Raw genomic sequence first — 24466 nt, 5'->3', positions numbered from 1 at the left:
ACAGATCTTGATCGTCGTGCGGGATATTACCGGGACAACACCAAAGACCGATGCAGCGGGAAACGAGCACTCGGCTGACAACCATCTCATATGATCGGTTCGCGCCGATATTCCTGAGCGCCTCTCGCTTGCTGATCAGGCGATTTTCAGTAAGTGTAAATAACTGTAAATAAACGTAAATGTCAGATCCCTGATAGGAACCGCATGGAGCTTTTGCTGTTGTTCGCTTGCTATCAAAGGAGCTGACATTGAAATACTCTGCATACCTCGCGACAGGATTGGTCGGCATACTCGTGCTGACCGGGATCTCCACTGCCAATGCCCAGATGATGGGGGCGAAGCCGCTTTCCAGGGGTGACGTTCAGCTTGTCCAGAAGCAACAGGGCAAACAGCATATGCTCAAGGGCCACCGCGGTATGAAGGAACGCCGTCAGGGCTACCGGCGCCACAGCGACGGATACTGGTACCCGCCCGCAGCATTCGCGTCTGAGGCTCCAAAGAAAAAACCAGGCCGATCCGACAAAGCTCCGTCACCGGTCAGAAAATTCTAGGAGAGAACGCGACTCATGGGCACTCATCCTCGAGCCGTCAACGAGGTAGTGCCGCGTATTGTGCATAGCTGCACTGCAACATGCTGCCTTCCTACATTCGGATAAATGGAATATCCAGTCTTCCAACGAAGCAATGCACCTCCTCCCGCAGAGCTTCGTGTTCCAGGCGACCCACTCCTCCCAATGGGCGTCTGGCAGAACAGCGGCACTCCTCCTCCCAGCCGTTGTTCGATCTTTTCGAAAAGCCTGCCGCACCTCCTCCCGCGGCAGGCTTTTTCGTTCTGGGCGAGCCATAAGGCGCGCTCGACCGGCCTGCGCTTTGGCGCTGCAGCTTGCGCTTTGTGGCAAACAGGGATGTGAACGAAGGCGATGCGGTTCTTCTTTGAGGTTCACCTGTAGTTTTCGACAACCTTATGCCGTACCGAGCGTTTCGATCCTTTACCGACGTCGTCCAGGGAGAAGCGCGTGCCGCAGGAATTTCGTTTTGAGATGCTAGCTAAGTTCGGCTATGCCGCGCGAGGTGTCGTTTTTCTTCTGGTTGCGGCGTTGGCGCTGTTTTCGAGCTTCGGCGGCGGTCGTCCCGAAAGCAAGTCGGCCATATCGTCGTTGCTGGATCAACCGTTCGGCAAGGTGTGGGTCGGGATAATCGGCATCGGGCTTTTCTGTTTTGTGGCCTGGCGGCTTGCCCAGGCTCTGGCCGACAGTGACGGACATGGCAGCGATGCCAAAGGAATGGTCATTCGGGCAAGCCTTCTCGGCAGCGCCGTGACCTATGTCGGTCTCGGGATCTACGCAATCGGGCTTTCGGTCTTTTCGGGCGGCGGAGGCGGTGGTTCTGGAGAGAAGGGCCTGGCGACATGGATCATGTCCCAACCTTTCGGCTCCTACCTCGCCATCATCGCCGGCATTGGACTGTTCGCAGGAGGTGTCGTTACCATGATAAAGGGCCTGACGCGGAAATTCGAGAAGTATATCAGCATCCCGAGCAACGCCAGCTGGCTCACTTATGTCTGTGTATACGGTCTCGTCGCCCGCGGTGTCGTCTTTGCCGTTGTCGGCATCCTGTTTGCCTATGCCGGCTTCAAGGTCGATCCTGATCAAGCTGGCGGCATGGCTGACGCGATGGACTGGTTGAGCGAGCTGCCGGGCGGTGCGACCATCTTCATCGTCATCGCAGCCGGGCTCGCAGCGTTCGGTATCTATAACCTTGTCGCCGCAAGATACCGGACAGTCCGTGGCCCCTCCATGGCAGACGTCAAGCGCACTGTCAGCCGGCCCTTCAACTAGCCGATCGGGACCGTTGACTGGGATCCTGCACTCAGCTGGTCATCGAAATCGCGACCATCATAAACGCGTGAGGGGGTGGGAACGGTCCGTTCCCACCCCCTCATTTGCTATATCCGGCATGCCACGAAAGCAGTGACACGCCGGGCTATTTATTGCGTTAGGCGAGCATGCGCACCTTGGGTTCGCGATCCCAGTACCGCTTTGCAGCGGCCTTCAGGAAGCCGTCCATCCCGACAACACCGTCATCGGTTTCGACGCCGGCTTTCTGCAGCAGTGGCTGGGCCTCGTTCGTATGGCCGATAGCCTTGAGGTGGCCGAACGCATCCATCACCCACTGGACCGCTGCTGCTTCTCGGGTCAGCATGTCGCTGCCTTCCTTCGAGAGGAGAACCGCGACCGCGTCGAAGAGCTGTGACGGCGAACCGGCGAGCTGACCATCGGCTTTCGTTACGTTGCCGTCGGACAGTTTTGCCTTTCCGATCTTAGGCGCAACGACGAATGCGGTGGCGCCAGCCTGGCTGATGGCGTTCTTCAGATCACTCAATGCCTTCGCATCGGTGCCATCAGCAATAAGGATGCCGATCTTTCGACCCTTGACCGTCTCGACCATGTTCTTCTGGATCGACAGGGCTGGCGACGGATCGAGATCGACCGGTTCCCGTGCAGCCGGATTGGCAGCCGGAAGGTCGATTCCGAGACCATCGGCGACCCGCTGCGCCAACTCCTCGTCAACGTTCAGGAGATTACCAATAACGCGCGGCGGAACGTGATCGAACTCGACCTTGGAAAGCTCGAACACGAAAGACGACGCGATATGCGCTTGCTCGGACGCTGTCTGAGACTTCCAGAACATTCGTGCCTGGCTGTAATGGTCGGCAAAGAGCTCGGCGCGGACCCGCAGCTTGTCGCCCTGTTCCTGATCACCTGTCGCCCGTTCGAACGACCGGAAGCCAGTTGCGGGACACTCGCGTGGGCCGCCTTCTTCTCCAGCCATTGAGAGGCTGTTGGGTTCGTAATTGGCACGACCCTTCGGAACGCTCATCTGCATCATGCCGTCACGCTGGAAATTCTGCATGGGGCACTTCGGCGCGTTGATCGGCAGCTGATGGAAATTGGCCGTGCCGAGACGCGATTTCTGGGTATCCAGATAGGAGAACAACCGGCCCTGCAACAGCGGATCGTTGGAGAAGTCGATTCCCGGGACGACGTTCGACGGCAGGAAAGCCACCTGTTCCGTTTCGGCGAAGAAGTTATCGGGGTTGCGATCAAGCACAAGCCGACCGACGATCTTGACCGGCAAAATCTCTTCCGGGATGATCTTGGTGGAGTCGAGCACGTCGTAGGGGAGCTTGCTTGCGAATTCCTCGTCGAAAAGCTGAACGCCGAGCTCCCATTCCGGAAAATCACCACTGTCGATGGCTTCCCAGAGATCGCGACGGTGGTAGTCGTTGTCGGCGGCCTGAAGCTTGAGCGCCTCATCCCAGATCGTCGACTGAACGCCGAGCTTCGGCTTCCAGTGGAACTTCACGAAGGTCGACTTGCCCTCTTCGTTGACGAAGCGGAACGTGTGAATGCCAAAGCCCTGCATCATGCGCAGCGAGCGCGGAATGCCACGGTCCGACATGGCCCATAGAAGCATGTGGGTGGTCTCAGGCATCAGCGACGCGAAATCCCAGAAGGTACCGTGCGCGCTACCGGCCTGCGGATAGGCGCGGTCAGCTTCCATTTTCACCGAGTGAATGAGATCGGGAAACTTGATTGCATCCTGGATAAAGAAGACCGGAATGTTGTTGCCGACCAGATCCCAGTTGCCTTCCTGCGTGTAGAATTTGACGGCGAAGCCGCGAACGTCGCGAGGGGTATCGACAGAGCCAGCGCCGCCTGCAACGGTCGAGAAGCGGACGAAAACCGGAACCTTGTCCCCTACACGCTGAAACACGTCGGCTTTTGTCACGTCCGTGAGGGATTCCGTGAGCTCGAAGTAACCGTGTGCGGCAGAGCCTCTGGCATGCACGATGCGCTCAGGGATGCGTTCGTGGTCGAAATGAAAGATTTTCTCGCGGAGAACGAAGTCCTCAAGCAGGCTCGGACCGCGATTGCCGGATTTCAGACTGTTCTGATTGTCGGAGATCCGAACGCCGTGGTTTGTCGTCAGGTGGGCCTGAGCAGGATGCGAGCCATCGGACGGAACATGCTGGTGGGTCTCGCCGCCTTCACCGCGGTCCGTATCGTATGTCGTCGGGTCAGCCATTGGATGGTCCTTTGCTCGAATTCAATCCAGCAACAGATATGCCCGCGCGACGCTGCGGCAAGCGTCCGTCGGAGAGATTATCCAAGGGATTGCTTTCAAAGCTGCAGGTCAGGCACCGGAGGTGGCTGTGGGCTGAGCTCCCGAGAGTGGTCAGTAAAGGCGTCTCGTAGTCCGCTGTGCCTGCATTCGTGGCCTGACCGGCGTTCGATGAGGCGCTGCGGTGACGCGGGTCCGGCGGGGAGAGATGCCTATCCCACGCAGAACTTTCCCGATTGCTCTCGTAGCAAAGCAAGCCCTTGCTCTGTCACGAGGTTCATCCTCGGGTTGCCGCGGCGCCCCGCGAACAGGTCCGGATACTGGGATGACGTGACAAGTCTCACTTCCGTTCGCGGCAGCTTCTGCAGGTGAACACTTGCACCCTTACGCGCAATATCGACGCCCAGCGCACGAAGCGCGTCAGGTGCCGCGATCCAAAGGGTGCCGCTGATGTTCAGCATCCGAATGGTGTGTCCATGGCAGGTCACGGTGTTCATCGAGCGTCCTCAGCCGTCGCGACGTCAGCCAGGCCGTCGCTCGAAATCGCAACGACGACGGCTTTCGCCGGAGAAACAGGTGTATCTTCAACCGCTCCGAAAAATCCTGACAGCATCCGTAAATCCTTCGTGAACCACCGATTATGTGCATTGCACAAAACTAGACGCCGGTTATATACGTGCCCGACTGTATGTAAACTATCCTTGTGCGGAGCACTCGATGCCTAAGGCGTTGCGATCTATCCTGACCATCACCTGCCTCCTCGCCCTCGTCGGGTGCCAGAAGGAAGAAGCCGCAGCACCTCCGGCGCCGCCTCCATCGCCCGTTGGCGTGGTGACGGTGCAGCCCGAGACCTTGCCGATCACCAGCGATCTGCCCGGCCGTATCGCTCCGACCCGTCTCGCCGAGGTGCGCCCGCGTATCTCCGGGATTATCGTCGAGCGCGTCTTCGAACAGGGCTCCATCGTCAAGGCGGGCGACGTGCTTTACCGCATCGACCCGGCACCGTTCCAGGTTCAGGTCGACAGCGCGCAGGCCACGCTTCGGAGTGCGCAGGCAGCGCAGATGCAGGCTCGCCAGACCGCCGATCGTCAGACCCAGCTCAGCAAATCGAACGTCGCCACTCGCCAGGACCTCGATACCGCGATCTCTGCACTGGCGCAGGCGGACGCTCAGGTCGCCGTCGCCCAGGCCGGCCTTGCCCAGGCCGAGCTCAGCCTGCAATACGCCAATGTCACGGCACCGATCAGCGGCCGCATCGGCCGTGCGCTGATCACGGAAGGCGCCCTGGTCAGCTCGACTGGCTCTGAAAACCTCGCGACCATCCAGCAGCTCGACCCGATCTATGCGGACTTCACCCAACCGGCCGCCGATCTGATCCGCCTGCGCAAGGCGCTGCAGGACGGCAAGCTGATGACGGGACCGAACGAGGCGAACGCCTATCTCATGCTCGACGACGGCACCAAATACCCGGAAACGGGCCGTTTGCTGTTTTCGGAAGCAGCGGTCGATGAAACCACTGGGCAGGTGACCCTGCGCGGTGAATTCCCCAATACCAATGGGGATCTCCTCCCGGGCATGTATGTCCGCGTGCAGATCGAGGAAGGTCTGGAGCGCGACGCCTTCGCCGTGCCGCAGCAGGCCCTGCAGCGCGATTCCGGCGGCCAGGCGAGCGTGCTCGTGGTCGGCGCCGAAGACAAGGTCGAGCAGCGCCGCGTCACCGTCGGTCGTGCGCTTGGCGAACGCTGGGTCATCTCGCAGGGCCTTAAGGCCGGCGACCGCGTGATTGCGGAGGGGTTCCAGAAGACGGCTCCCGGCGCCACCGTCAAGCCTGAGCCCTGGTCCGCGGACAAGCCGGCGACGGAGCAGTCGGCGCAAGGCGACGCCAATGCGGCTCCTGCAGAGCCGGCGAAGAAGTAAGGACCAGGTTACATGGCAAGTTTCTTCATCGACCGGCCGATCTTCGCCTGGGTCGTCGCAATCTTCATTATGCTCGCAGGCGTGCTGACAATTCCGATGCTGCCGATTGCGCAGTATCCGAATGTCGCACCGCCGCAGATCACCGTCTCCACCAACTATCCGGGCGCTTCGCCAGACGATATCTACCAGGGCGTGACGCGTCCGATCGAGGAAGAACTGAACGGCGTTCCCGGGCTGATCTACTTCGAATCGACGTCTGAGTCGTCGGGCCGTGTGTCGATCAACGTCACCTTCGCGCCCGGTACGAATATCGGCGAAGCGCAGGTCGAGGTGCAGAACCGCATCGCCCGCGCCGAACCCCGCCTCCCGGGTGCCGTCACATCGCAGGGCGTGCGCGTCGAGCAGGCAGGCACATCGTTCCTGATGGTCGTGTCGCTGACCTCCACGGACGGCAATACTGACGTCATTGGTCTCGGCGACTATCTGAACCGAAACGTGCTTGGCGAGATCCGCCGCGTGCCCGGTGTCGGCAGTGCTCAGTTGTTCGCCACCCAGCGCTCCATGCGCATCTGGATGGATCCCGACAAGATGGTCGGCCTCAAGCTGACGGCCTCCGATGTTACGGCTGCGATCAGCGCCCAGAACGCCCAGGTTGCCGCCGGTCGTATCGGCGCGACGCCGAACCCGATCGGCCAGCAGATTTCCGCAACCATCAACGTCCAGGGCCAACTGACCAATCCCGAGGCGTTCGGAGCGATCGTGTTGCGTGCCAATCCCGATGGTTCGTCGGTGCGGTTGCGCGATGTCGCCCGCATCGAGGTCGGCGGCGAAAGCTACAACTTCTCCAGCCGCCTCAACGGCAAGCCAAGCGCTGCCATCGGCGTCCAGCTGTCGCCGACTGCCAATGCACTCGATACGGCGAAAGGCGTGCGCGCGGTCATGACCGAGCTGCAGCAGTATTTCCCGTCCGGGATTGAATACGAGATCCCGTACGATACCAGCCCGTTCGTGGAAGTCTCGATCGAGAAGGTCATCCATACGCTGATCGAGGCGATGATCCTCGTCTTCGTGGTGATGTACGTCTTCCTTCAGAACATCCGCTACACGCTGATCCCGACACTGGTCGTCCCGGTGGCGCTGCTTGGCACCTGTGCGGTGATGTATGTCTCCGGCTTCTCCATCAATGTGCTCACCATGTTTGCGATGGTGCTCGCGATCGGCATTCTCGTCGACGACGCCATCGTCGTCGTCGAAAACGTCGAGCGCATCATGGCACAGGAAAAGCTGTCGCCGAAGGAGGCGACCCGCAAGGCGATGGGCCAGATTTCGGGCGCCATCATCGGCATCACGCTCGTCCTGAGTGCGGTGTTCATCCCGATGGCCTTCTTCCCCGGTGCGGTCGGCATCATCTATCAGCAGTTCTCGCTGACCATGGTGGTCTCGATCCTGTTCTCGGGTTTCCTTGCCCTGTCGCTCACGCCCGCACTGTGCGGTTCGTTCCTCAAGCCGATCAAAGGCGATCACCACGAGAAGAAGGGCGTCTTCGGCATTTTCAACCGCGGTTTCGACAAGGCTTCGCACGGCTATTCGCGCACGGTCGGTGGCATCATCAAGCGATCCGGTCGCTTCATGGTCATCTACGTCGCGCTTCTGGTCGGCCTCGGCTGGGCCTATCTGCAGCTGCCGAGCTCGTTCCTGCCCAACGAAGACCAAGGCTTCCTGATCGTCGACGTTCAGGCACCGGCCGAGGCAAGCACCGACCGCACCACCGAGGTCGTCGCGCAGATCGAAAAGATCGCGCTCAGTGAAAAGGCCGTCGAGCGCATTATCGCCATCAACGGCTATTCCTTCTCCGGCAGCGGCCAGAATGCCGCGCTCGCCTTCATCACCCTGAAGGACTGGTCGGATCGCGGTCCCGAGGATTCGGCTGATGCGATCGCAAAGAGGATCAACGGCCAGATCTTCGGCATCCGCGATGCGATCGCGTTCTCGCTGTCGCCGCCGCCGATCCAGGGTCTCGGCAACTCGTCCGGCTTTACCTTCCGATTGCAGGATCGTGCCGGCAACGGCCAGACGGCACTTGGCGCGGCGCGCGACCAGTTGATGGCCGCAATCGCCAAGAGCCCGGTTCTCGCCGGCGTTCGCATCGAAGGCATGCCGGATGCAGCGCAGGTCAACCTTCTTATCGACCGCGAGAAGGCCAACACGTTCGGTGTCACATTCGGTGACATCAACTCGACGATCACCGCAAACCTCGGCTCGTCCTATGTGAACGACTTCCCGAATGCGGGACGCATGCAGCGCGTGCAGGTTCAGGCCGACGGCAAGCAGCGCATGAAGACAGAAGACCTGCTGCGGCTCAACGTCCGCAACGCCAATGGCGGCATGGTGCCGATGGCCTCATTCGCGTCGGTCGAATGGGTCCGGGGCCCGTCGCAGGTTGTTGGCTATAACGGCTACCCGTCGATCCGCATCGCCGGCCAGGCAGCACCGGGCTTCTCCTCCGGTGACGCCATCACCGAGATGGAACGGCTTGCTGGCGAACTGCCGAACGGTTTCGGTTACGAATGGACCGGCCAGTCGCTGCAGGAAATACAGTCGGGGTCGCAGGCACCCGCCCTGATCGCGCTCAGCGTGCTTTTCGTGTTCCTGCTGCTGGCAGCCTTGTACGAAAGCTGGTCGATCCCGATCTCGGTCATGCTCGTGGTGCCGCTCGGGGTCATCGGTTCGGTTGCGGCCGTCATGCTTCGGGGAATGTCGAATGACGTCTACTTCCTCGTGGGTCTGATCGCCATTATCGGTCTGTCGGCGAAGAACGCCATTCTGATCATCGAGTTCGCCAAGGACCTCCGCGCCGAAGGCCGCTCCACGTTTGATGCGACGGTCGAGGCAGCGCATCTGCGCTTCCGCCCGATCCTGATGACGTCGCTTGCGTTCACCCTCGGCGTCGTTCCGATGGCAATTGCCACCGGTGCCAGTGCTGCCAGTCAGAATGCGATCGGCACCGGCGTGCTCGGCGGGATGATCTCGGCGACCTTGCTGGCCATCTTCTTCGTTCCCGTGTTCTTCGTCTTCGTGATGAAAGTCTTCCGCGTGAAGGAGCCGAACCACGAAGCAGAAAAGGCAGCTCCCAAAGCGGCGGAGTAGGGGAGAGCGGGAAGAGGAGGACAAGGATGAGACGAACGAAAGCCGAAGCGGCCGAGACGCGCTGTGCCGTCCTGACCGCAGCCGAGCAGCTTTTTTTCGAGAAAGGCGTCGCCAACAGTACTCTGGACGAAATCGCGGCTGCCGCTGGTGTCACACGTGGAGCGGTCTACTGGCACTTTGCCAGCAAGAGCGACCTGTTCCTCCAACTCTACAACGCGGCGCAGCTTCCCCGGGTCGACATGAGCGACGCTGCCGGCTCGGGTTGCGAGGATACTGATCCGATCTCGGCGGTGGAAACCATTGCTCTCGACTGGTTTGGGATGCTCGCAAGCGACGTCCAGCGTCAGCGGCTCCTCACGATCCTTCTGAGAACGAACTTCGAACATGAGTTCGAACCTGTCCTGCAGGAGATGGACGCCCTCAGCGCTGAGCACACTAAAAACATGGAGCGCATCTTTGCCAAGGCTGAAGACAAGGGACAGCTGTCACCCTTGTGGACTCCTGCCGCGTGCAGCCGCGCCGTGCACTGGCAGATGAAGGGTATCTGTTGGGAGTGGCTGCTGTTTGGCCGGAAGTTCGACCTCGTCATCTTGGGCGGAGACAGCGTCCGAAAGCTGTTCGCGACCTTCAGGCGCTGATCGTGATGGATGGGGAGAAATCGGCAGGCTCGGTCAAGCAAGTGGACATTGTCGCCGGATCTGTCGATGCTATGCTTTCCCCGATGACCGATATCTTCCAGGTCTATACCGACGGTTCGTTCGACGCCACTTCCCGATCTGGCGGCTGGGCGATCGTCGCTTTCAAAGGCGACGTGCAGATCCATGTCGCCTCGGGGACGACCATCGGCAGCTCGAACAATACGTTCGAGGTGCTGTCTGTCATGCGGGCGGCGTCTTGGCTTGAAGCCGAAGCGACGGGAATGGCTGCGGTGATCTGGACCGATTCCGCCCATGTCGTCGAAGGGTGCCATCGATGGCGGTTCATCTGGCGCGGCAACGGCTGGAAGCGGGTAAGATCAAACCCGCACGAACGTCGTCGGCCAATCCCGGATGCAGATGTATGGCGCGAACTGGACGCTTTCCTCGAGCGCAACCCGCTTGTTACAATTCAATTGTGCAAAGGGCATTCCGGAATCTCGGGAAATGAACAGGCCGATGCGGCAGCGAGATCCGCCTTGGGTCTGGGATAAGGCACGTTGCCGGCTCCCGAGCGCGAAAGACCTGCTGAACATGACAGAAGTCATGTGGCGGACTTGCAACTGTGATTGTGCAGTCGCTACTGCAAGATCATCTTTATTAGCTCTTTCCGTTAGCAAACAGCGCGACTCTGATAGTGGATTGAATCACCGATCAGGCATCGGACCACTAAAGGATATGTCATGAACACTCTCTCAAAAGCCCTGGCCACCGTTCTCCTCGCCTCGGCAATCGCAGTCCCGGTGTCTGCCGCAGATCTCGCGCCCATGGAAACTCCGCTTGCCGCACCGGCGACGTCAGGTTTTTACTTTGGTTCGCTGAGCTCCGTAAACTTCCTTGACGATACAGGCTTTGATTTCGGCGCCGCGTCGGTGTCCACCGAGTATGATGTCGGCTACTACAGCGCACTGCGCGCCGGCTATAACTTCGGATCGATGGGCTTCGTTTCGCCGCGCCTCGAGCTTGAACTTGGTTATGGCAGCGCGTCTGTCGACGAACACAGCGTTTCCGGATTTGGCGGCGTTGGTGGTATCGACTCCTACGGCGACGCTCGCTCGTTCCAGGGCTATGTCAATGGCTATCTCGATATCCCGCTTGCAGCTGAAGGCGCAGTCAGCGCGATCACGCCTTACGTCGGCGGCGGTGCAGGTTTCATGAACCTGGAACTGCGCAAGCAGGGCGTCAGCGGAACCGGTACCGGCACGCTGATGGATGATTCCGAGACCCAGTTCGCCTACCACCTTGATGCCGGCGTCGGCATCAATCTGCAGGCTATCGGTCTGTTCACGAACACTTCGCTGTTCGACAACACGACGTTTGATATCGGGTATCGCTTCACAGCTGCCGACGATTTCAACTTCGAGGCCCGCGACGGATCCACGTCGAGCACCGACTTCCGCAGCCATGCTGTGACATTCGGCCTGCGTCGCCAGTTCTGATCTGAGGGTCTGGCCGGTTTCGCGACCGGCCAGACCTATTCTGCTTGAGACGTTTCAGATCTCGCCCTCGGGCTTTTCGCCCTTGGCGTCTTCAAGGCCTTTTTCAGCCTTCTTCAGCAAATCCTCACGGTCCTTGTCGGCATTCTCGCTCGTGCGATCCGCATCGCTTCCGGTCTTTTTGTCGTCACTCATTTTATTCTCCTTCTGGTCAGAGATTCATGATGGCCAGATGGTCCAGAATATAATTCCGACCACCACGATGAACGACAGCGGCAGCGCCAGGAACCGCAGCATGCCAGTGCCTGTGTTGTCCCGGCCCAGCCAGGCGAACCACCAGTCCGGGCCTTGATTTCCGCTCTGTGACATCAGCGCCCTTTCACTTGGTTGTGCCGTATCCGGGCGTACCTGTTTTCTCCGAGGCGTCTTTGCGTTCCTGCTCCGGATTTCGCGTCGTGTCGACGCTTTCCTTGAAGCGCTGGTGCCCATCATTTTCGATCAGCGTTTTGTCGGCGTCCTCGGTAACCGGTGGGTTCTTCACGGTCATTCCTTCCAGTCCTGTCACGACGAGCTCATGAGCCCGTAGATGACGATTGCGATATACAGGCTGAAGGCGCCGAGCACGTATATGCCAAGCACGACGATCACTCCGCGCCCTAACAGTCCCTTCTTCTTTCGGACTTCAGGCGGGTCTCTCATTTTGTCGATACTGGGTTCATCTTCGGGCTTCATCGCATTTCCTTTCATTCAAGGAGGCGAACAGTCCGCGAGCCGCATAGTTCCGGCCGTTTCGAGGCGCAGCGGAATGTGAGGACAATCCGTACGGCATATCCGCCAGTGCCGCCTTCTTTTGAAATTTAAACGCAGAATTTCGGCGAGACGTCGATCTCGCCGAAATCCGGTGTTTACCCTGCGTTTACTGCTGCGGTTCGTGGAACGGACAGCCGTTGAACTTGGCTCTGAAGTCGGCAGAGTGGCGGTAGGTTTCGTTACGTGCCCGGTTGATGCCGCCGAGAGGCTGGTGATCTGCAAGGCCGGTCCAGACGCTGAACCGCATTTCCTCGTCGACCTTCTGCACCTTGGCGTCGCTCCAGCTATCCTGCGGAGCGGCGCTCAAAGTTGCAACGGTCACGAACGGAGCTTCGTCTTCCTTCCATTCTACGGTCGGGTCCTCGATCGGTTGCGCTTCGATATCGCGACAGAGCTGGACCTGGAATTCCCACAGGCCCCGCGTTTCCTGCATTTCCGCCTGGACCGTCTCACGGATGGCGTTCTCGCGGACGCTGGCATCGATTACGGTTCCGGTGCGCTTGGTCAGATCCGGTGAGATCGGCTTCACGCGGAACTTCGCGACGTAGTCACCATAGCGAAACGGCGTGACACTGAAATAGGTCTCGCCGAGCGGATCGACATTCGGCGCGCCGCCGAGGGACTGAATGGTGGGGCTCGTCACGCCGACGGCTTCGAGGCCCTTGTTGACGGTCTGAAGCACGCTGGACATCACGGTCTTTGTGCCTTCCATCTTGTCCGTGGTCTTGGCAAGGAGCTTGAGGCTGGAAAGAAACTTCTTGGGATCCGGCGTCTGGAAGACCGGGCCGTTGACCATCACGAAGTCCTGGTTAGTGCCGTCCGCGCCAGGCAGGCGGGTACCCTCGACGCCGACAACCTTGATCGCCAACCCGCGTGGAAGAGCGACAGCGTCGGGCAAAATGTCGCCGGCGTTTGTGGAAAGACGCATGTAGACCGGATGTTCGCCCGGTTTGGCAAACAGACCTTGCGCGAACTCGGGCGGCAGCCCGTCCTTGACGGTCATTGTACCCTCAAGGATGCCGTGTGCTTTTGCGTGCACGGACCGAACGGCATGGCCGTAATCCTCGGCAGTCTTTTCAAGAATGATGTCGAACTGATCGATCAGACCCGAGATCGTCTCGCGCTCATCAGGTTTGACTGTTTCGAGGTCTGGGGTATAACGGACGGGCGTGGCTGCAATCATCTGGCGCTCCTTCAAAATCGAAAAACGCCAGAATAGTGCACCTGGTTCCAGCGCAAGCTAATATGCTCGCCGGCTGGGGGATGCGGCCCCTCGGGGAGCCGCATCCTGAGTAGTTACTCAGGCGCTACGGGCCTGCTGTGGGTGTTTGCCCTCTTCGAATTCCTCGACGATCTTCGCGCAGAAAGCCGGCAAATCCTTCGGGGTGCGGCTCGTCACGAGCCCCTTGTCGACAACAACTTCCTTGTCGACCCAGATGCCACCAGCGTTCTCAATGTCCTTGCGAACTGTCGGATACGATGTCACCGTCCGGCCATTCAGGACGTCTGCTTCGACGAGAAGCCACGGCGCGTGACAGATGACGCCCACGGGTTTTGCCTGCTGGAAGAATGCGTGCACGAAGGCGATCGTCGCCTTGTCGGCTCTCAGCTTGTCGGCGCCCACGCATCCGCCCGGAATGACGAGGCCGTCGAACTCGTCAGCCGCGACGTCACTGACCGTCTTGTCAACAGTATAGCTGCTCCCGGCGTCGAGGTCGTTGTTGTTCGTCTGGGCCTCGCCGCTTTCAAGGCCGATGACAGTGACCGTGGCACCGGCTGCCTCGACCGCGTCTTTCGGCTGCTTGAACTCGGGCTCTTCAGTGCCGCGCGGAGCAATTAGAATGGCGATTTTTTTGCCTTGAAGGGTCATCGTGTTTCCTCACTTTTCTTGATGTGGAGGAGCGTTAATGACGGTTGGCATGAAAAGTTTCATCCAGCCGAACACTTCGACTTGTCACCTTGCTCTGCCGCCAGTCGAAGTTTCCGGAGGCGCTCGCTTTTTTCCTCCCGACGTCGCCGTTCGTCATCTGCAGTCTCGCGCGCAACGGCATTGGTGTGCTCGAAGGCGGCCGCGCGTTCGCCCATGGTCAGCGTTCTCCTGATCCTTGAAACCATCGTATCCATCTCTGTGATTGCTTCCCCGATACATGGGACTCGTTGAGCGCCTCATCAACATATTGCGCCTGTACGGTAGCGGACCGACACGACACGAAGGCACGTGGGACATCGCAGTTCGCGGAGAAATCCCCATATCAGCCAGGGTGAAATCCGGCTCGTTGCTGTTTGCTCAGTCTGGACAGATGGGGAACATCTTTCGATGTCGGTTGTTCTGTCAATGTGCGCCGCTTTCCGCGGGGCAGGAGATTTAGATGCGTAAACGCGTAGCCATTATTGGATCGGGTCCGACAGCCATATTCGCACTGCAGGACCTTGTGAAATGCAGCGCCTCTCTGGATATCGCAATTTTCGAGCGAACCGACGTCGCCGGCAAGGGAACACCCTACCAGCGGGGCATCAACGACCTCGCGATGCTGTCGAATATACCGAGCATCGAGGTGCCGGCTCTGCCGGTGATGCTCCACGACTGGCTGGCACTCCAGTCCGACGAGTACCTGAACGAGATTGGTGTTGATCGCTCGGGAATCACAGACCGTGCGTTCTATCCGCGTGTCGTGGTTGGCGATTATTTCAGATCTCAGTTCGACGCGATCATCGACGCATCGCGGGCCTCCAGGCATACGGTCGACGTGTTTGAGAACGCATCCGTCGACGACGTTCAGCCTGTCGGTGATCAGTTCAAATTGTGCCTGAGCCCTGAACACGGCGGCGCAGAGGCGCTGTTTGATTACGTCGTCATTGCGACCGGACATAGCTTTCCGTCCGAACCTGAGACGTCGCCCGGCTACTTCGAGGCGCCATGGCCCGCAACCGCATTGCAGAGCATCCCGAGCGGCAAGATCGGAATTTTGGGGACTTCGCTGAGTGCGATCGATGCCGTCATGACGGTCGCGACCAAGTTCGGTGAATTCACCAAAAGCAAGGGTGGCGAACTGGAGTACTCCGTCAACGCGGACGGCCAGGCTCTTGATATCGTGATGATGTCGCGCAAGGGTCTTCTTCCCGAAGCCGATTTCTATTTTCCGATCCCCTATCTTGAGCCGAAGATCTGCACGCAGCAGGCGGTCGATGACCGCATCGCGCTTGGCAGCAGCGGACTGCTCGATGACATTTTCGAGCTGTTTCGCCAGGAACTTGCTGTTGCCGATCCGGACTATTCCAAGGCCATCGGTCTAGACGGCTTGACTGTCGATACGTTCGCCGTTGCGTATTACGGGGTTCGCGACAAGGAAGACCCGTTCGAATGGGCGGCGTCTAACCTTGCCGAAGCCAAGCGGAACTATGCCCAGAAGCACACTGTTCCGTGGCGCTACGCCATTCTCATTACCCATGAGATCATCGAGACGGCGGTCGGCTTTATGAACGCTGACGACCTTGGCCGGTTCAACCGGAACTTCAAGAGCATTTTCGCCGACGACTATGCGACCGTTCCGCACCTGTCGATCGAGCGCCTACTTGCGCTTCATCGGAGCGGTTGTCTTGGTATCGTTGCCCTTGGCGATGACTCGGAGATCGTGAAAGAAGGTCTTGAACGGGGCGCTACTGTCGAAATCGCCGGTACCACCTTGCGCTTCGATACGTTTATCGACGCCACGGGCCAGAAAACTCTGTCGGCGACCGACCTGCCATTCCCATCCCTTATCGAACGAGGGCTGATATCCGAGGCAAAGACGATGACAGCCATTGGCAATCACCGCCGTACGGGCGGGATTGACGTGGACGACCAGTGCCGACCGCTGATCGCGGGCGTGCGACCGGTGAGGCGACTGTACGTCCCGGCTGTCTCATATCTTCTCCACAAACGTCCGTTCATCCAGGGCATCACAAGTGCTGCCGAACTCGGACAGATCGTTGCAGCCTCCATCATTGCCGAGGTGACAAGACCGGTCCGCAGCCGCCGCGTCAGGTCATCCGCCCGTGCACAGGCGCCGGCTGAGATCGCAGCGTAAGATCTGCGTGCTAATGAGCGTTGGTCGACTGAAGTGATAATCCCGCCTCTCGAGGCGGGATTTCTCTTTCAATGCCTGCTCACCTCGACCATACGCGGTTCTCGCTGACGGTGTGGGGTTTTTGATTATGCCAACTGAAACCACTCTAGCTAGGCGGCAGCGGAGAGGCACGGTTACAACCTTGAGCAATGACGTACTGTGGCATCATAACAGCACGATCGCGCCGACCGTCAGCGTGGCCGGCAACCTCTCGGCTGTGACCCGGACCTGCGGATGACGAGCAGCAGGGCTCCCCTAAGATGCGTGTCGGACGAGAAACCTTCAGGACTGACCGAAGGGGAACGCAACGAAGCCTCTGTCTCATTCCTGAGAGCAGATACTTGCTTCTTGAGATGGAAGTCGGCTGGTCGAAGAAAATCAGGCCCTCAAACGCTGAGCTTAATCTCTGCTTCAACCCGCCGTGGCGTTTCGAATGGCATCGATGACAGTTCCGAGAACGTTTTGACCTTCGTCGGTAATCTCCGCTCTTTTTCCGTCGATGCGGATGAGGCCGCCGTCTTCGAGTTCTGCCTGGCCCTTCGAGCTTGCGTGATGACCAGCACCATCGTCCAGAACGACTTCCTTTACGGGGTCACCGCTGAGGAGTTGATGATAGGCCGCAAACACCAGGATGGAACGCGCATCGTCTGAAAGTTTCATAGGGATCTACCGTTTTGCTTGATGATGAAGGGATGGTGCCCCTTCCAATCACACTGTCGATGTTGGGTCGTCTGCGGGGACCTTGCCATCCGGGGTCAGCTCATCGACCGCGCGGGGAAGATCCTTGCTCAGCCGCGAAAGTATCTCATCTCGCGACAGTCCTGTTTTCGCTGCCAGTTCATCGAGAACTTCGGGTCCGATCGCTTCGGCAAGCTGATCCCCATCGATATCCTCGTTGGATCCGGGCTTGACCCAAGATTCGGCCTTCTGACCATATCCGTTCTGCTGGAAGGTTTTCAGGAGGTCACCCAGACCACCACTCAAGACACCGCCGGACGCAAGTCCTCCCAGAATTCCGCCAAGGCCGCCTGCTTCCTTGCCGCCCGTAAGCTTGCCGAGCAGATCCTCAAGACCACTTGTCTGCCGGGGACTGGTCTCCGGAGCGGTGTTCGCTCCAGCCGGTTGGGTCTTGTTCACGCCCCGTAGGAGCTCCGCAATTTTGTCCCTGTTCTGAAATCCAGCAACGGCGAGTACGCCGAGCAGTGCTTTCAATTGACCGCTTGCCATGGTGTTCTCCTCGATTTCGCAGCCATAGCCGGGATGGCGTTAAGGCTTCATGCAAAGCAAACGACCAGTCGGCGGCGAGGTTCCTGCACGGGCACCCGTTGGCCGAACATTTGCTGCGGGGAGAGGGTTCGGGGCGGTTCGGAATAACTCCTAAGGTGAGTTGATGCGGCCTCGAATCCACTGCCGTAGCCCAAAAAAACGAAAACCCCGCCATTGCTGGCGGGGTCTCTCATTTACGCACCCGTGAAGATGTTAGCGGCAAACCCGGCGTGGGCCCGAGTTCGGCTGGTAGGTGTTGTCCGAAGCGCGATACGAGCGGTAACGCGCTGCGCAGCTGCTGCTGCCGTTGCGGTTCTGCGAAGCGATCGCACCACCGATGAGTGCACCTGCAGCCAAGCCGCCGATGATGGCGCCGGTGTTGTTGCGACGACGGTTGTCGTAGCGACGGTCATGGCGGCGGTGGTTGCTGTAACGGTTGCGGCGATCGTAGCGGTCACGACGATCATAGCGATTGTTGTATCGACGCTCGCCACGGGGGACGTAACGGCGGTTGTCGTTGCGGTATTGGACCTGCTGGACGTCAGCCGCCGGTGCAGCCGCGGTAATCGCTGCCTTCGGCATGGCCTGCGCGGGCACGTATCCGGTAAACGCGGTCATGATCGAAATGATTATAATTGCGAGCTTTTTCATCTGTCTCTTTCATTGTTGTAAAACGGAGATAGGGCGAATCTCCCGTATGGGTAGAGCGCTGGTTGAACTTGTGAACACGTCCACGACACAAGCGCTTGCGCAAACACCGGCGTCAGAGTTCGACCGCAGCTGGTGGTCCGCGGAAGGCGTCGAGTCGGTCCGGGGCCTGGAGCCTCACGGGCGCTCCCGATCGCGCTGACTCGTAGATTGCTTCCATCACAACATGATCCTGCACACCTTCCTCGCCGGGCGTTCGTGGCTTGCGGTCCTCGATGATGCAGGTCGCCATGTGGTCGATCTCGGCCGCGAACTGGTTGTTGAGCGCGATCTCGACCTTTTTCTGCACGGATTTTTCGCCGTCCAGTTCGGTGACAGTCAGGCTCTGGCCGTCGTATTTGTAGGCGTTCGCCATATCCACGGTGGCCTTTTCGAAATTGAGGCGCTGATGCTTGTCGTCTCGCGCGCCATAGCTGGTGAAGCAGTTGGCGATGAAATTGGATGGGAAGCGCAAGGTGAACGAGACCGTTTCCTCGACCTCGGCATAGCGAGGGTCACCTTCGGGGCTGTATTGCGTCGCCATGACTTCGACCGGTTCCTCACCTGTGAGGAAGCGTGCGGTGTTCAGGCAGTAAAGCCCAATGTCAGGAAGTGATCCGCCACCGGCAAGAGCCTTCTTGTGCCGCCATTGCTCGGCACCGTTTTCGGCAACCGTCTGAACGTTGATCGCGGACATGCCGACAAGACGGCCATAGGCTTTGCTGCGGACTTTTTCGGCGAGGTAGAGATTGGCGGCTTCGTACTGGATGCGGTAGGCCACCATCAGCTTGACGTTCTGCTCTTCGCAAACCTTGACCATTTCCTGCCCGTCCGCCGAGCTGATCGACATGGGCTTCTCGCAAAGGACATGCTTGCCTGCCCGCGCTGCCCGTTCGACATATTCGCGGTGCATGCTGTTGGGCAGAACGATGTAGACGGCCTTGATGTCCGGATTGGCCTTGATGGCGTCGAAGCTCTCGTAATCGTAACAGGCATCCTCGGCGATGCCGTATTGCCGCGCGACCGCCGATAGCTTCTCCGGCGTTCCGGACACGAGCGCCACGAGTTTCGATTTTTTCGTTTCGCCAAAGGCGGGTAGTATTTCTTCGAGGCTGAGACGACCGAGAGCTACGACCGCAAAGCCGACCCTATCTTCCGGAGGAAGCGGCGTTGACGGGTTTCCGCTCGGGGTCTCATCGGGCCCGCGCCATTCCGGGAACTTGACCTTGCCGTCCTCGACCATGCCGGTGTCCACCTGCGTCGGTGCGGGGTAGCTCTGAGCGCCGGCAACCGTCGTGGACAACACCACCCCCGTTGCGCCTGCGGCTCCAAGTTTCAAAAGATTGCGTCTGTTGAAAGCGCTTGCCTGATCCATGCCGGTCTCCAAATTGCTCGCCGCCTCACAAACAACGCCGTTTCGCCGATGTTCCTTTGCATTCTGCGTTTGTCGGATGCGGAAGGTGGCTTGGGTATGCGGGTCCGGTGTGAGTATTCGTCGGCGCGTGGATGCCAAGTCGTCGCGGCGCCGACCCTTCTCGCAACTCGCCTCTATTTCCCTTTCGAGAATTGCTGGTTGCACCGAGAAGCCTATATCCCCGTGAGGACCTCATGGAAGGAGCTATGCGTGATCCCGAAAAAAGCACCGCCCGTTACTCTCGTCATCTTCGGCGCCACCGGCGACCTGACGCGTCGCCTGCTCATTCCGGCGATCATCAACCTGACACGCAGCGGCCTGGTCGGAGACGATCTCGCTATCCTCGGCGTCGGGATCGATGAAGGCGACGACGAATTTCTGCGCGGTCGGCTCGATGAGTTCCTCACCCATCTCAGCCCAGACGGCGAAGAGCCGACCCGCAAAGACGACGCTTGGTTCAGTCTGCGATCCCGCATTTCCTATATGAGCGGCGATTTCACCAGGGACGATATCTACGAGGCGATTGAAACGCGGCTTGGATCGTCGGCAAATGCTGCTTTCTACCTCGCCGTCCCGCCCGTTCTGTTCGGACCGATCGTCGAGAAGCTGGCAGTGCATGGCCTGATGCAGGAAACCGAGACATGCTTCCGGCGCGTCGCGATCGAGAAACCCTTCGGGACCGATCTTGCCTCGGCGAAGGCTCTCAATGCCCGTATATTGTCGAATGTCGAGGAAACCCAGGTCTACCGGCTGGATCATTTTCTCGGCAAGGAGACTGTGCAGAACCTGATGACGGCCCGTTTTGCCAACATGATCATCGAGGGCCTGTGGAGCAACACCTATATCGACCATGTTCAGATCACGGCGGCGGAGGTTGTCGATGTCGGCAGTCGCGGCAAGTTCTACGATGCGACAGGTGCTCTCCGCGACATGGTTCCGAACCACCTGTTCCAGTTGCTGGCCATGATCGCGATGGAACCGCCGAACAGTTTCGATGCCGAGGCTATTAGAAACGAGAAGGGCAAGGTGCTGAAAGCGCTGCGTGTCTATTCGGCTGAAGAGGCCGCCGCAAACAGCGTGCGCGGCGCCTATGGTTCGGGCGATCTCGGCGGCAAGTCGTTGTCAGCCTACCGGGACACCAAGGATGTCGCGCCCGACAGTCGGACCGAAACCTATGTGGCCCTCAAGCTTTATGCCGACACCTGGCGCTGGGCCGGTGTACCGTTCTACTTGAGGACGGGAAAGGCTTTGACCGCCCGCGACACTGAAATCGTCATCACGTTCAACAAGGTCCCATTTGCCCAGTTTCGCGAAACGGACGTGACGCGTCGTCTGCCGCCCAACCGGCTCGTCATTCAGGTTCAGCCGGATGAAGGGATGAGCATGGAAATCTCGATCAAACGCCCCGGCCAATCCGTCGAGACAGTGCCGGTGACACTGGATTTCCGCTATTCCGACAGGTTCGACATCGGCAACACGACGGGCTACGAATCCCTGATCTACGACCTGTTCATCGGCGATCAGGCGCTGTTTCAACGCGCCGACAGCATCGAATCCGGATGGGCTGCCGTCCAGCCTTTCCTGGACGCCTGGGCAGAAGACGGCTCGGTTCCAGAACCCTACGCCCCCGGCAGCATGGGCCCAGCCTCAGCCGATGACCTTATCCGCAAAGACGGTCGTGAGTGGCATGAACTCGGGGTGGTGCTGCATCAGAGGAAGTGAAGCGGTGATTTTGTGTGAAGACCGTCGGTGTCTAGAAGCCCGACTGGTTTTTGTTTTCCACAGGTCTTCGAAATTTTTCGAAGTTATCAAATGCCGTGCGCGATGAACCCATCCTGTTGATACGATGAGTGGCGGGTAGCGGCCGAGGCAGCCACAACGGGACCAATTCCGTTAGTGCTCGCAGTTGAAGGACAGCTTCTCACGAGACTTACGAGGTAGAACTATTCCGCTTTGGAATGGCCCATCACCAATTTTCATTGGACGTGTCTGTCTCTCCGCGACATCATGATTAAATCTTATACATGCATAAATTTTATGCATATTGGACGTTGTCGTGGTGCTTATCGAAATGCCTCAAAGCCAACAGCCCCTTACCTATCTCGTGCAAGCTGACGAAATGCATGTCCTGCATGTCGAGGAATTCGGGAGCAAAGACGGTGTTCCGGTCGTCATCCTGCATGGAGGGCCAGGTGCCGGCATCTCGCCACAGCAGATCAAGACATTCGATGCCTCTGCGTTCCGCATCATCACTTTCGATCAGCGGGGCGCAGGGAAATCTACCCCTCATGCCGAGCTTACCGGAAACACGACCGATGCGTTGATCGAAGATATTGAGGGTGTCCGCACGGCGCTCGGTATCGAACGGTGGGTGGTCGCCGGCGGTTCCTGGGGCAGCTGCCTGGCACTTGCCTATGGACAGGCGTATCCGCAACGGTGCCTCGGCTTTCGCCTGCACGGAATTTTCCTGGCCGGCCCGGACGATATCGACTGGTGGTTTAACGGTGTCCGCTCGATCTTTCCCGAGGAATGGGAGGAGTTCGCGGACTTCATTCCGGAAAACGAACGCGGTGACCTGCTATCGGCATACCACCGCCGCCTGACGAGCGGAAACCCGCAGGTGGAAGCCGCCGCCGCACTGAGCCTCCGCGGCTTTTCAGCGAAGACGCAGACGTTCCTGCCGGATCCTGCCCATGTCGCCGCCCTAATGGATCCCAAGGCGGCCCTCGCCGTCGCCCGCATCTTCACCCACTACTGCGTCAACGGTGCGTTTCTGAAGCCGGGGCAGCTGCTCGTCGATATCGACCGCATCCGGCATCTTCCCTGCCAGATCGTGCATGGCCGCTACGACACGGTGACGCCGATGCTTTCAGCGTGGCGGCTGCATCGAGCCTGGCCCGAAGCCGGCTTCACCATCGTTACGGAAGCCAACCACCAGTCGACCAAAGGCCCGCTCTTCGACGAGCTCAAGGCCGCATCCGAGAGGCTGTCGCACCAGCTGGCCGACAACCGGGACCAAAATCTGGAGCATAACCATCGATGACGAGAACGATCGACGCATCCGCGATCCTGCCATTCATCGGGATCGGCTCCGTCAAATCGCCGGCGGTATCACCTGATGGGCAGTGGCTTGCATATTTATCGGACGCCACCGGGTTTCACCAGATCTGGATCCGTCCATTTGCGGGAGGGCAGGCACGTCAGCTGACTGAAATGCCGGAACCCATCGGGGCTTTTGCCTTCAACCCGAAGGGACCGCAAATCCTCTTCACAATGGATTGTGGCGGCGATGAGCGTCATCAGCTCTGGCTGCTCACGGACCTGACGGCAGAGCCTGTTGCGCTGACATCCGCCACGACCGTGGTGCATCTTTGGGGAGCCTGGTCGCCTGAGGGAACGCGTATTGCGTATACTTCCAACGCTCGTTCACCCTATGACATGGACGTCCACGTCACCGACATCGCGAGCCGCGAAACGAAGGTTGTCCATGTCGGCAGTGGCATGCGAGAAGTTCTTGCGTTTATGCCTGACGGACAGTCGCTCCTGCTGCGCGAATCCCTGCGCTCCGGCAACGACCAGGACATTTATCGTCTCGATATCGCCACCGGCTCTCTTGCGCCGCTGATGCCGCATGACGGCAAGGCTCGCTATCTTGCCGCCCGGCTTTTCAAGGATGGCACCGGTGGACTGACAATCAGCGATCAGAACCGCGACTTCATGGCCATCTCTCGTTTTTCGGCCGATGGCGGCGAGATCACGCCGGTGCTGGAGTTCGCGGGGCGCGATATAGAGGCGATGGCATTGTCTCCCGGCCGGGACCGCATCGCTTTAGTGGTCAACGAGGATGGCTGGAGCCGGATCGGTATTGCAGATCGCGATGGTGGCAATCTGATCCGTTTCGACCACCAACCCACCGGCGTCATTACCTCTGTCGCCTTTACGCCTGATGGTCGGTCGCTCGTCTTCCCCCTGGAAAGTGCGTCGAAGCCCTCATCTCTCTGGAAGGTCGACCTCGCGACTGGCCAGTTCGACCAACTGGTGGCGCCGCAGACGAACGGCTTCGATGGCGGCGCCTTTATCGAACCGGTTGTCGAGCGGTTCGAGAGCTTCGATGGCCGCTTGATCCCGGCGTGTGTCTACGTTCCGGCGTCGCCGCCTCCGTTGCTGGGATACCCCGTGCTGTTCATCGTGCATGGCGGCCCGGAGATGCAGTGGCGTCCGGATTTTCGCGCTGACGTCCAGTTCTTGCTGAGCCAGGGCGTCATGGTCGTTGCCCCAAACATTCGCGGCAGCACCGGTTATGGCCGCATCTTCCATCAACTCGACGATCGCGAAAACCGGATGGATACCGTGTCCGACCTGCGGGCGATCAGGCTGGCGATCGGCGCCCGCGAGGACGTCGATGACGATCGCATCGGCGTGTTCGGCCGCTCCTATGGCGGGTTCATGGTGCTTTCGGCGTTGACGGAAGATCCGGACCTCTGGTCGCTCGGCGTGGATTTTTACGGCGTCGGCAACTTCCTCACCCATCTGCGCGCAACCGGCCCCTGGGGACGGCAGCAGCGGGTTGCCGAGTATGGCGATCCGACTGTGATGCGCGAAACACTGGAGCGGTTCTCGCCGATCAACCGCATCGACCGGATGAAGGCACCCTTGCTGATCGTCCATGCCAACCGCGATCCGCGCGTGCCGATGGGCCAGAGCGAAGACGTCTATTCCTGCCTGAGCGGCCTTGGACATGACTGCGACTATCTGCGGATCGATCACGAGGGGCATGGTTTCGCCCGGCTCGAGAACCGCCGCACCGTGTTTTCCGCTTTCGCCCGTTTTCTACAGAAACACCTTTAACAGCAGCCTTCTTGG

23 protein-coding genes are annotated in these 24466 nt (G+C 59.4%); 11 read left to right on the top strand and 12 right to left on the bottom strand.

Features of this window, described 5'->3' with window-relative positions; translation table 11 throughout:
- Positions 1-248 precede the first annotated feature (248 nt).
- Positions 249-551 carry a hypothetical protein gene (locus AC0JZ8_RS22355; protein WP_156461779.1) on the top strand — a complete coding sequence of 101 codons (303 nt, stop codon included), beginning with the start codon at positions 249-251 and terminating at the stop codon, positions 549-551.
- Positions 552-1016: 465 nt separating this feature from the next.
- A complete protein-coding gene (locus AC0JZ8_RS22350) occupies positions 1017-1838 on the top strand; it encodes a DUF1206 domain-containing protein (protein WP_062459479.1) in 822 nt (273 codons plus the stop codon).
- 157 nt (positions 1839-1995) lie between these two features.
- On the opposite strand, the gene AC0JZ8_RS22345 is transcribed toward AC0JZ8_RS22350, so the two are convergent.
- Positions 1996-4089 (bottom strand): catalase, encoded by a 2094-nt coding sequence (locus AC0JZ8_RS22345; protein ID WP_471893605.1) that lies wholly within the window; start codon positions 4087-4089, stop codon positions 1996-1998.
- A gap of 248 nt (positions 4090-4337) precedes the next feature.
- A complete protein-coding gene (locus AC0JZ8_RS22340) occupies positions 4338-4622 on the bottom strand; it encodes a hypothetical protein (protein ID WP_062578156.1) in 285 nt (94 codons plus the stop codon).
- Between the two features lie 220 nt (positions 4623-4842).
- Here AC0JZ8_RS22340 and AC0JZ8_RS22335 point away from each other — a divergent pair, with 220 nt between their 5' ends.
- The 5 genes from AC0JZ8_RS22335 (at position 4843) to AC0JZ8_RS22315 (ending at position 11323) form a co-directional block, all read left to right on the top strand.
- Positions 4843-6042 (top strand): efflux RND transporter periplasmic adaptor subunit, encoded by a 1200-nt coding sequence (locus AC0JZ8_RS22335; protein WP_113111521.1) that lies wholly within the window; start codon positions 4843-4845, stop codon positions 6040-6042.
- 12 nt (positions 6043-6054) lie between these two features.
- On the top strand, positions 6055-9189 hold the full coding sequence (locus AC0JZ8_RS22330; RefSeq protein WP_209899193.1) for an efflux RND transporter permease subunit: 3135 nt from the start codon (positions 6055-6057) through the stop codon (positions 9187-9189).
- Between the two features lie 26 nt (positions 9190-9215).
- Positions 9216-9827: a TetR family transcriptional regulator gene (locus AC0JZ8_RS22325; RefSeq protein WP_062459490.1), complete on the top strand. Its 612-nt coding sequence runs from the start codon at positions 9216-9218 to the stop codon at positions 9825-9827.
- A gap of 5 nt (positions 9828-9832) precedes the next feature.
- A complete protein-coding gene (locus AC0JZ8_RS22320; protein WP_471893861.1) occupies positions 9833-10378 on the top strand; it encodes an RNase H family protein in 546 nt (181 codons plus the stop codon).
- 189 nt (positions 10379-10567) lie between these two features.
- Positions 10568-11323, top strand: coding sequence for an outer membrane protein (locus AC0JZ8_RS22315; protein ID WP_471893604.1), 756 nt, complete (start codon positions 10568-10570; stop codon positions 11321-11323).
- A 54-nt stretch (positions 11324-11377) separates the two neighbouring features.
- Here AC0JZ8_RS22315 and AC0JZ8_RS22310 read toward each other — a convergent pair whose 3' ends face one another.
- From AC0JZ8_RS22310 to AC0JZ8_RS22285, 6 genes are all read right to left on the bottom strand, one after another.
- Positions 11378-11515, bottom strand: a complete 138-nt coding sequence (locus AC0JZ8_RS22310) for a hypothetical protein (RefSeq protein ID WP_156461778.1) — start codon at positions 11513-11515, stop codon at positions 11378-11380.
- A gap of 24 nt (positions 11516-11539) precedes the next feature.
- Positions 11540-11689 carry a hypothetical protein gene (locus AC0JZ8_RS22305; protein WP_156466530.1) on the bottom strand — a complete coding sequence of 50 codons (150 nt, stop codon included), beginning with the start codon at positions 11687-11689 and terminating at the stop codon, positions 11540-11542.
- 10 nt (positions 11690-11699) lie between these two features.
- Entirely contained in the window at positions 11700-11867 is a 168-nt protein-coding gene (locus tag AC0JZ8_RS22300; RefSeq protein WP_325264804.1) for a hypothetical protein, read from the bottom strand.
- 14 nt (positions 11868-11881) lie between these two features.
- Positions 11882-12052, bottom strand: coding sequence for a hypothetical protein (locus tag AC0JZ8_RS22295; protein ID WP_156461775.1), 171 nt, complete (start codon positions 12050-12052; stop codon positions 11882-11884).
- 184 nt (positions 12053-12236) lie between these two features.
- Positions 12237-13313 carry a catalase family protein gene (locus tag AC0JZ8_RS22290; protein WP_471893603.1) on the bottom strand — a complete coding sequence of 359 codons (1077 nt, stop codon included), beginning with the start codon at positions 13311-13313 and terminating at the stop codon, positions 12237-12239.
- Positions 13314-13430: 117 nt separating this feature from the next.
- Entirely contained in the window at positions 13431-14000 is a 570-nt protein-coding gene (locus tag AC0JZ8_RS22285) for a type 1 glutamine amidotransferase domain-containing protein (protein ID WP_471893602.1), read from the bottom strand.
- Between the two features lie 499 nt (positions 14001-14499).
- On the opposite strand from AC0JZ8_RS22285, the gene AC0JZ8_RS22280 reads away from it, so the two are divergent.
- Entirely contained in the window at positions 14500-16197 is a 1698-nt protein-coding gene (locus AC0JZ8_RS22280; RefSeq protein WP_471893601.1) for an FAD/NAD(P)-binding protein, read from the top strand.
- 450 nt (positions 16198-16647) lie between these two features.
- Here AC0JZ8_RS22280 and AC0JZ8_RS22275 read toward each other — a convergent pair whose 3' ends face one another.
- The 4 genes from AC0JZ8_RS22275 to AC0JZ8_RS22260 all read right to left on the bottom strand — a co-directional run bounded on the left by AC0JZ8_RS22275 (position 16648) and on the right by AC0JZ8_RS22260 (position 19564).
- Complete coding sequence (locus AC0JZ8_RS22275) at positions 16648-16896, bottom strand: hypothetical protein (protein ID WP_471893600.1); 249 nt, start codon at positions 16894-16896, stop codon at positions 16648-16650.
- Positions 16897-16944: 48 nt separating this feature from the next.
- Positions 16945-17463, bottom strand: a complete 519-nt coding sequence (locus AC0JZ8_RS22270; RefSeq protein ID WP_471893599.1) for a YidB family protein — start codon at positions 17461-17463, stop codon at positions 16945-16947.
- Between the two features lie 252 nt (positions 17464-17715).
- Positions 17716-18153, bottom strand: a complete 438-nt coding sequence (locus AC0JZ8_RS22265; RefSeq protein ID WP_062459505.1) for a BA14K family protein — start codon at positions 18151-18153, stop codon at positions 17716-17718.
- A gap of 112 nt (positions 18154-18265) precedes the next feature.
- The gene (locus AC0JZ8_RS22260) at positions 18266-19564 is read right to left on the bottom strand and encodes a Gfo/Idh/MocA family protein (RefSeq protein WP_174197655.1); all 1299 of its coding nucleotides are present in this window, start codon (positions 19562-19564) and stop codon (positions 18266-18268) included.
- Positions 19565-19813: 249 nt separating this feature from the next.
- Here AC0JZ8_RS22260 and zwf point away from each other — a divergent pair, with 249 nt between their 5' ends.
- The 3 genes from zwf to AC0JZ8_RS22245 all read left to right on the top strand — a co-directional run bounded on the left by zwf (position 19814) and on the right by AC0JZ8_RS22245 (position 24451).
- Positions 19814-21325, top strand: coding sequence for a glucose-6-phosphate dehydrogenase (gene zwf, locus AC0JZ8_RS22255; protein ID WP_471893598.1), 1512 nt, complete (start codon positions 19814-19816; stop codon positions 21323-21325).
- A 334-nt stretch (positions 21326-21659) separates the two neighbouring features.
- Complete coding sequence (pip, locus tag AC0JZ8_RS22250; RefSeq protein ID WP_471893597.1) at positions 21660-22646, top strand: prolyl aminopeptidase; 987 nt, start codon at positions 21660-21662, stop codon at positions 22644-22646.
- Positions 22643-24451, top strand: coding sequence for a S9 family peptidase (locus AC0JZ8_RS22245; RefSeq protein ID WP_471893596.1), 1809 nt, complete (start codon positions 22643-22645; stop codon positions 24449-24451). The genes pip and AC0JZ8_RS22245 overlap by 4 nt, the downstream gene beginning before the upstream one ends.
- The last annotated feature ends 15 nt before the right edge of the window (positions 24452-24466 follow it).

It is taken from the genome of Velazquezella soli (assembly GCF_977018685.1).
Note: the sequence above shows the minus strand (reverse complement) of the source record. Positions and strands in the feature narration are given on the sequence as shown.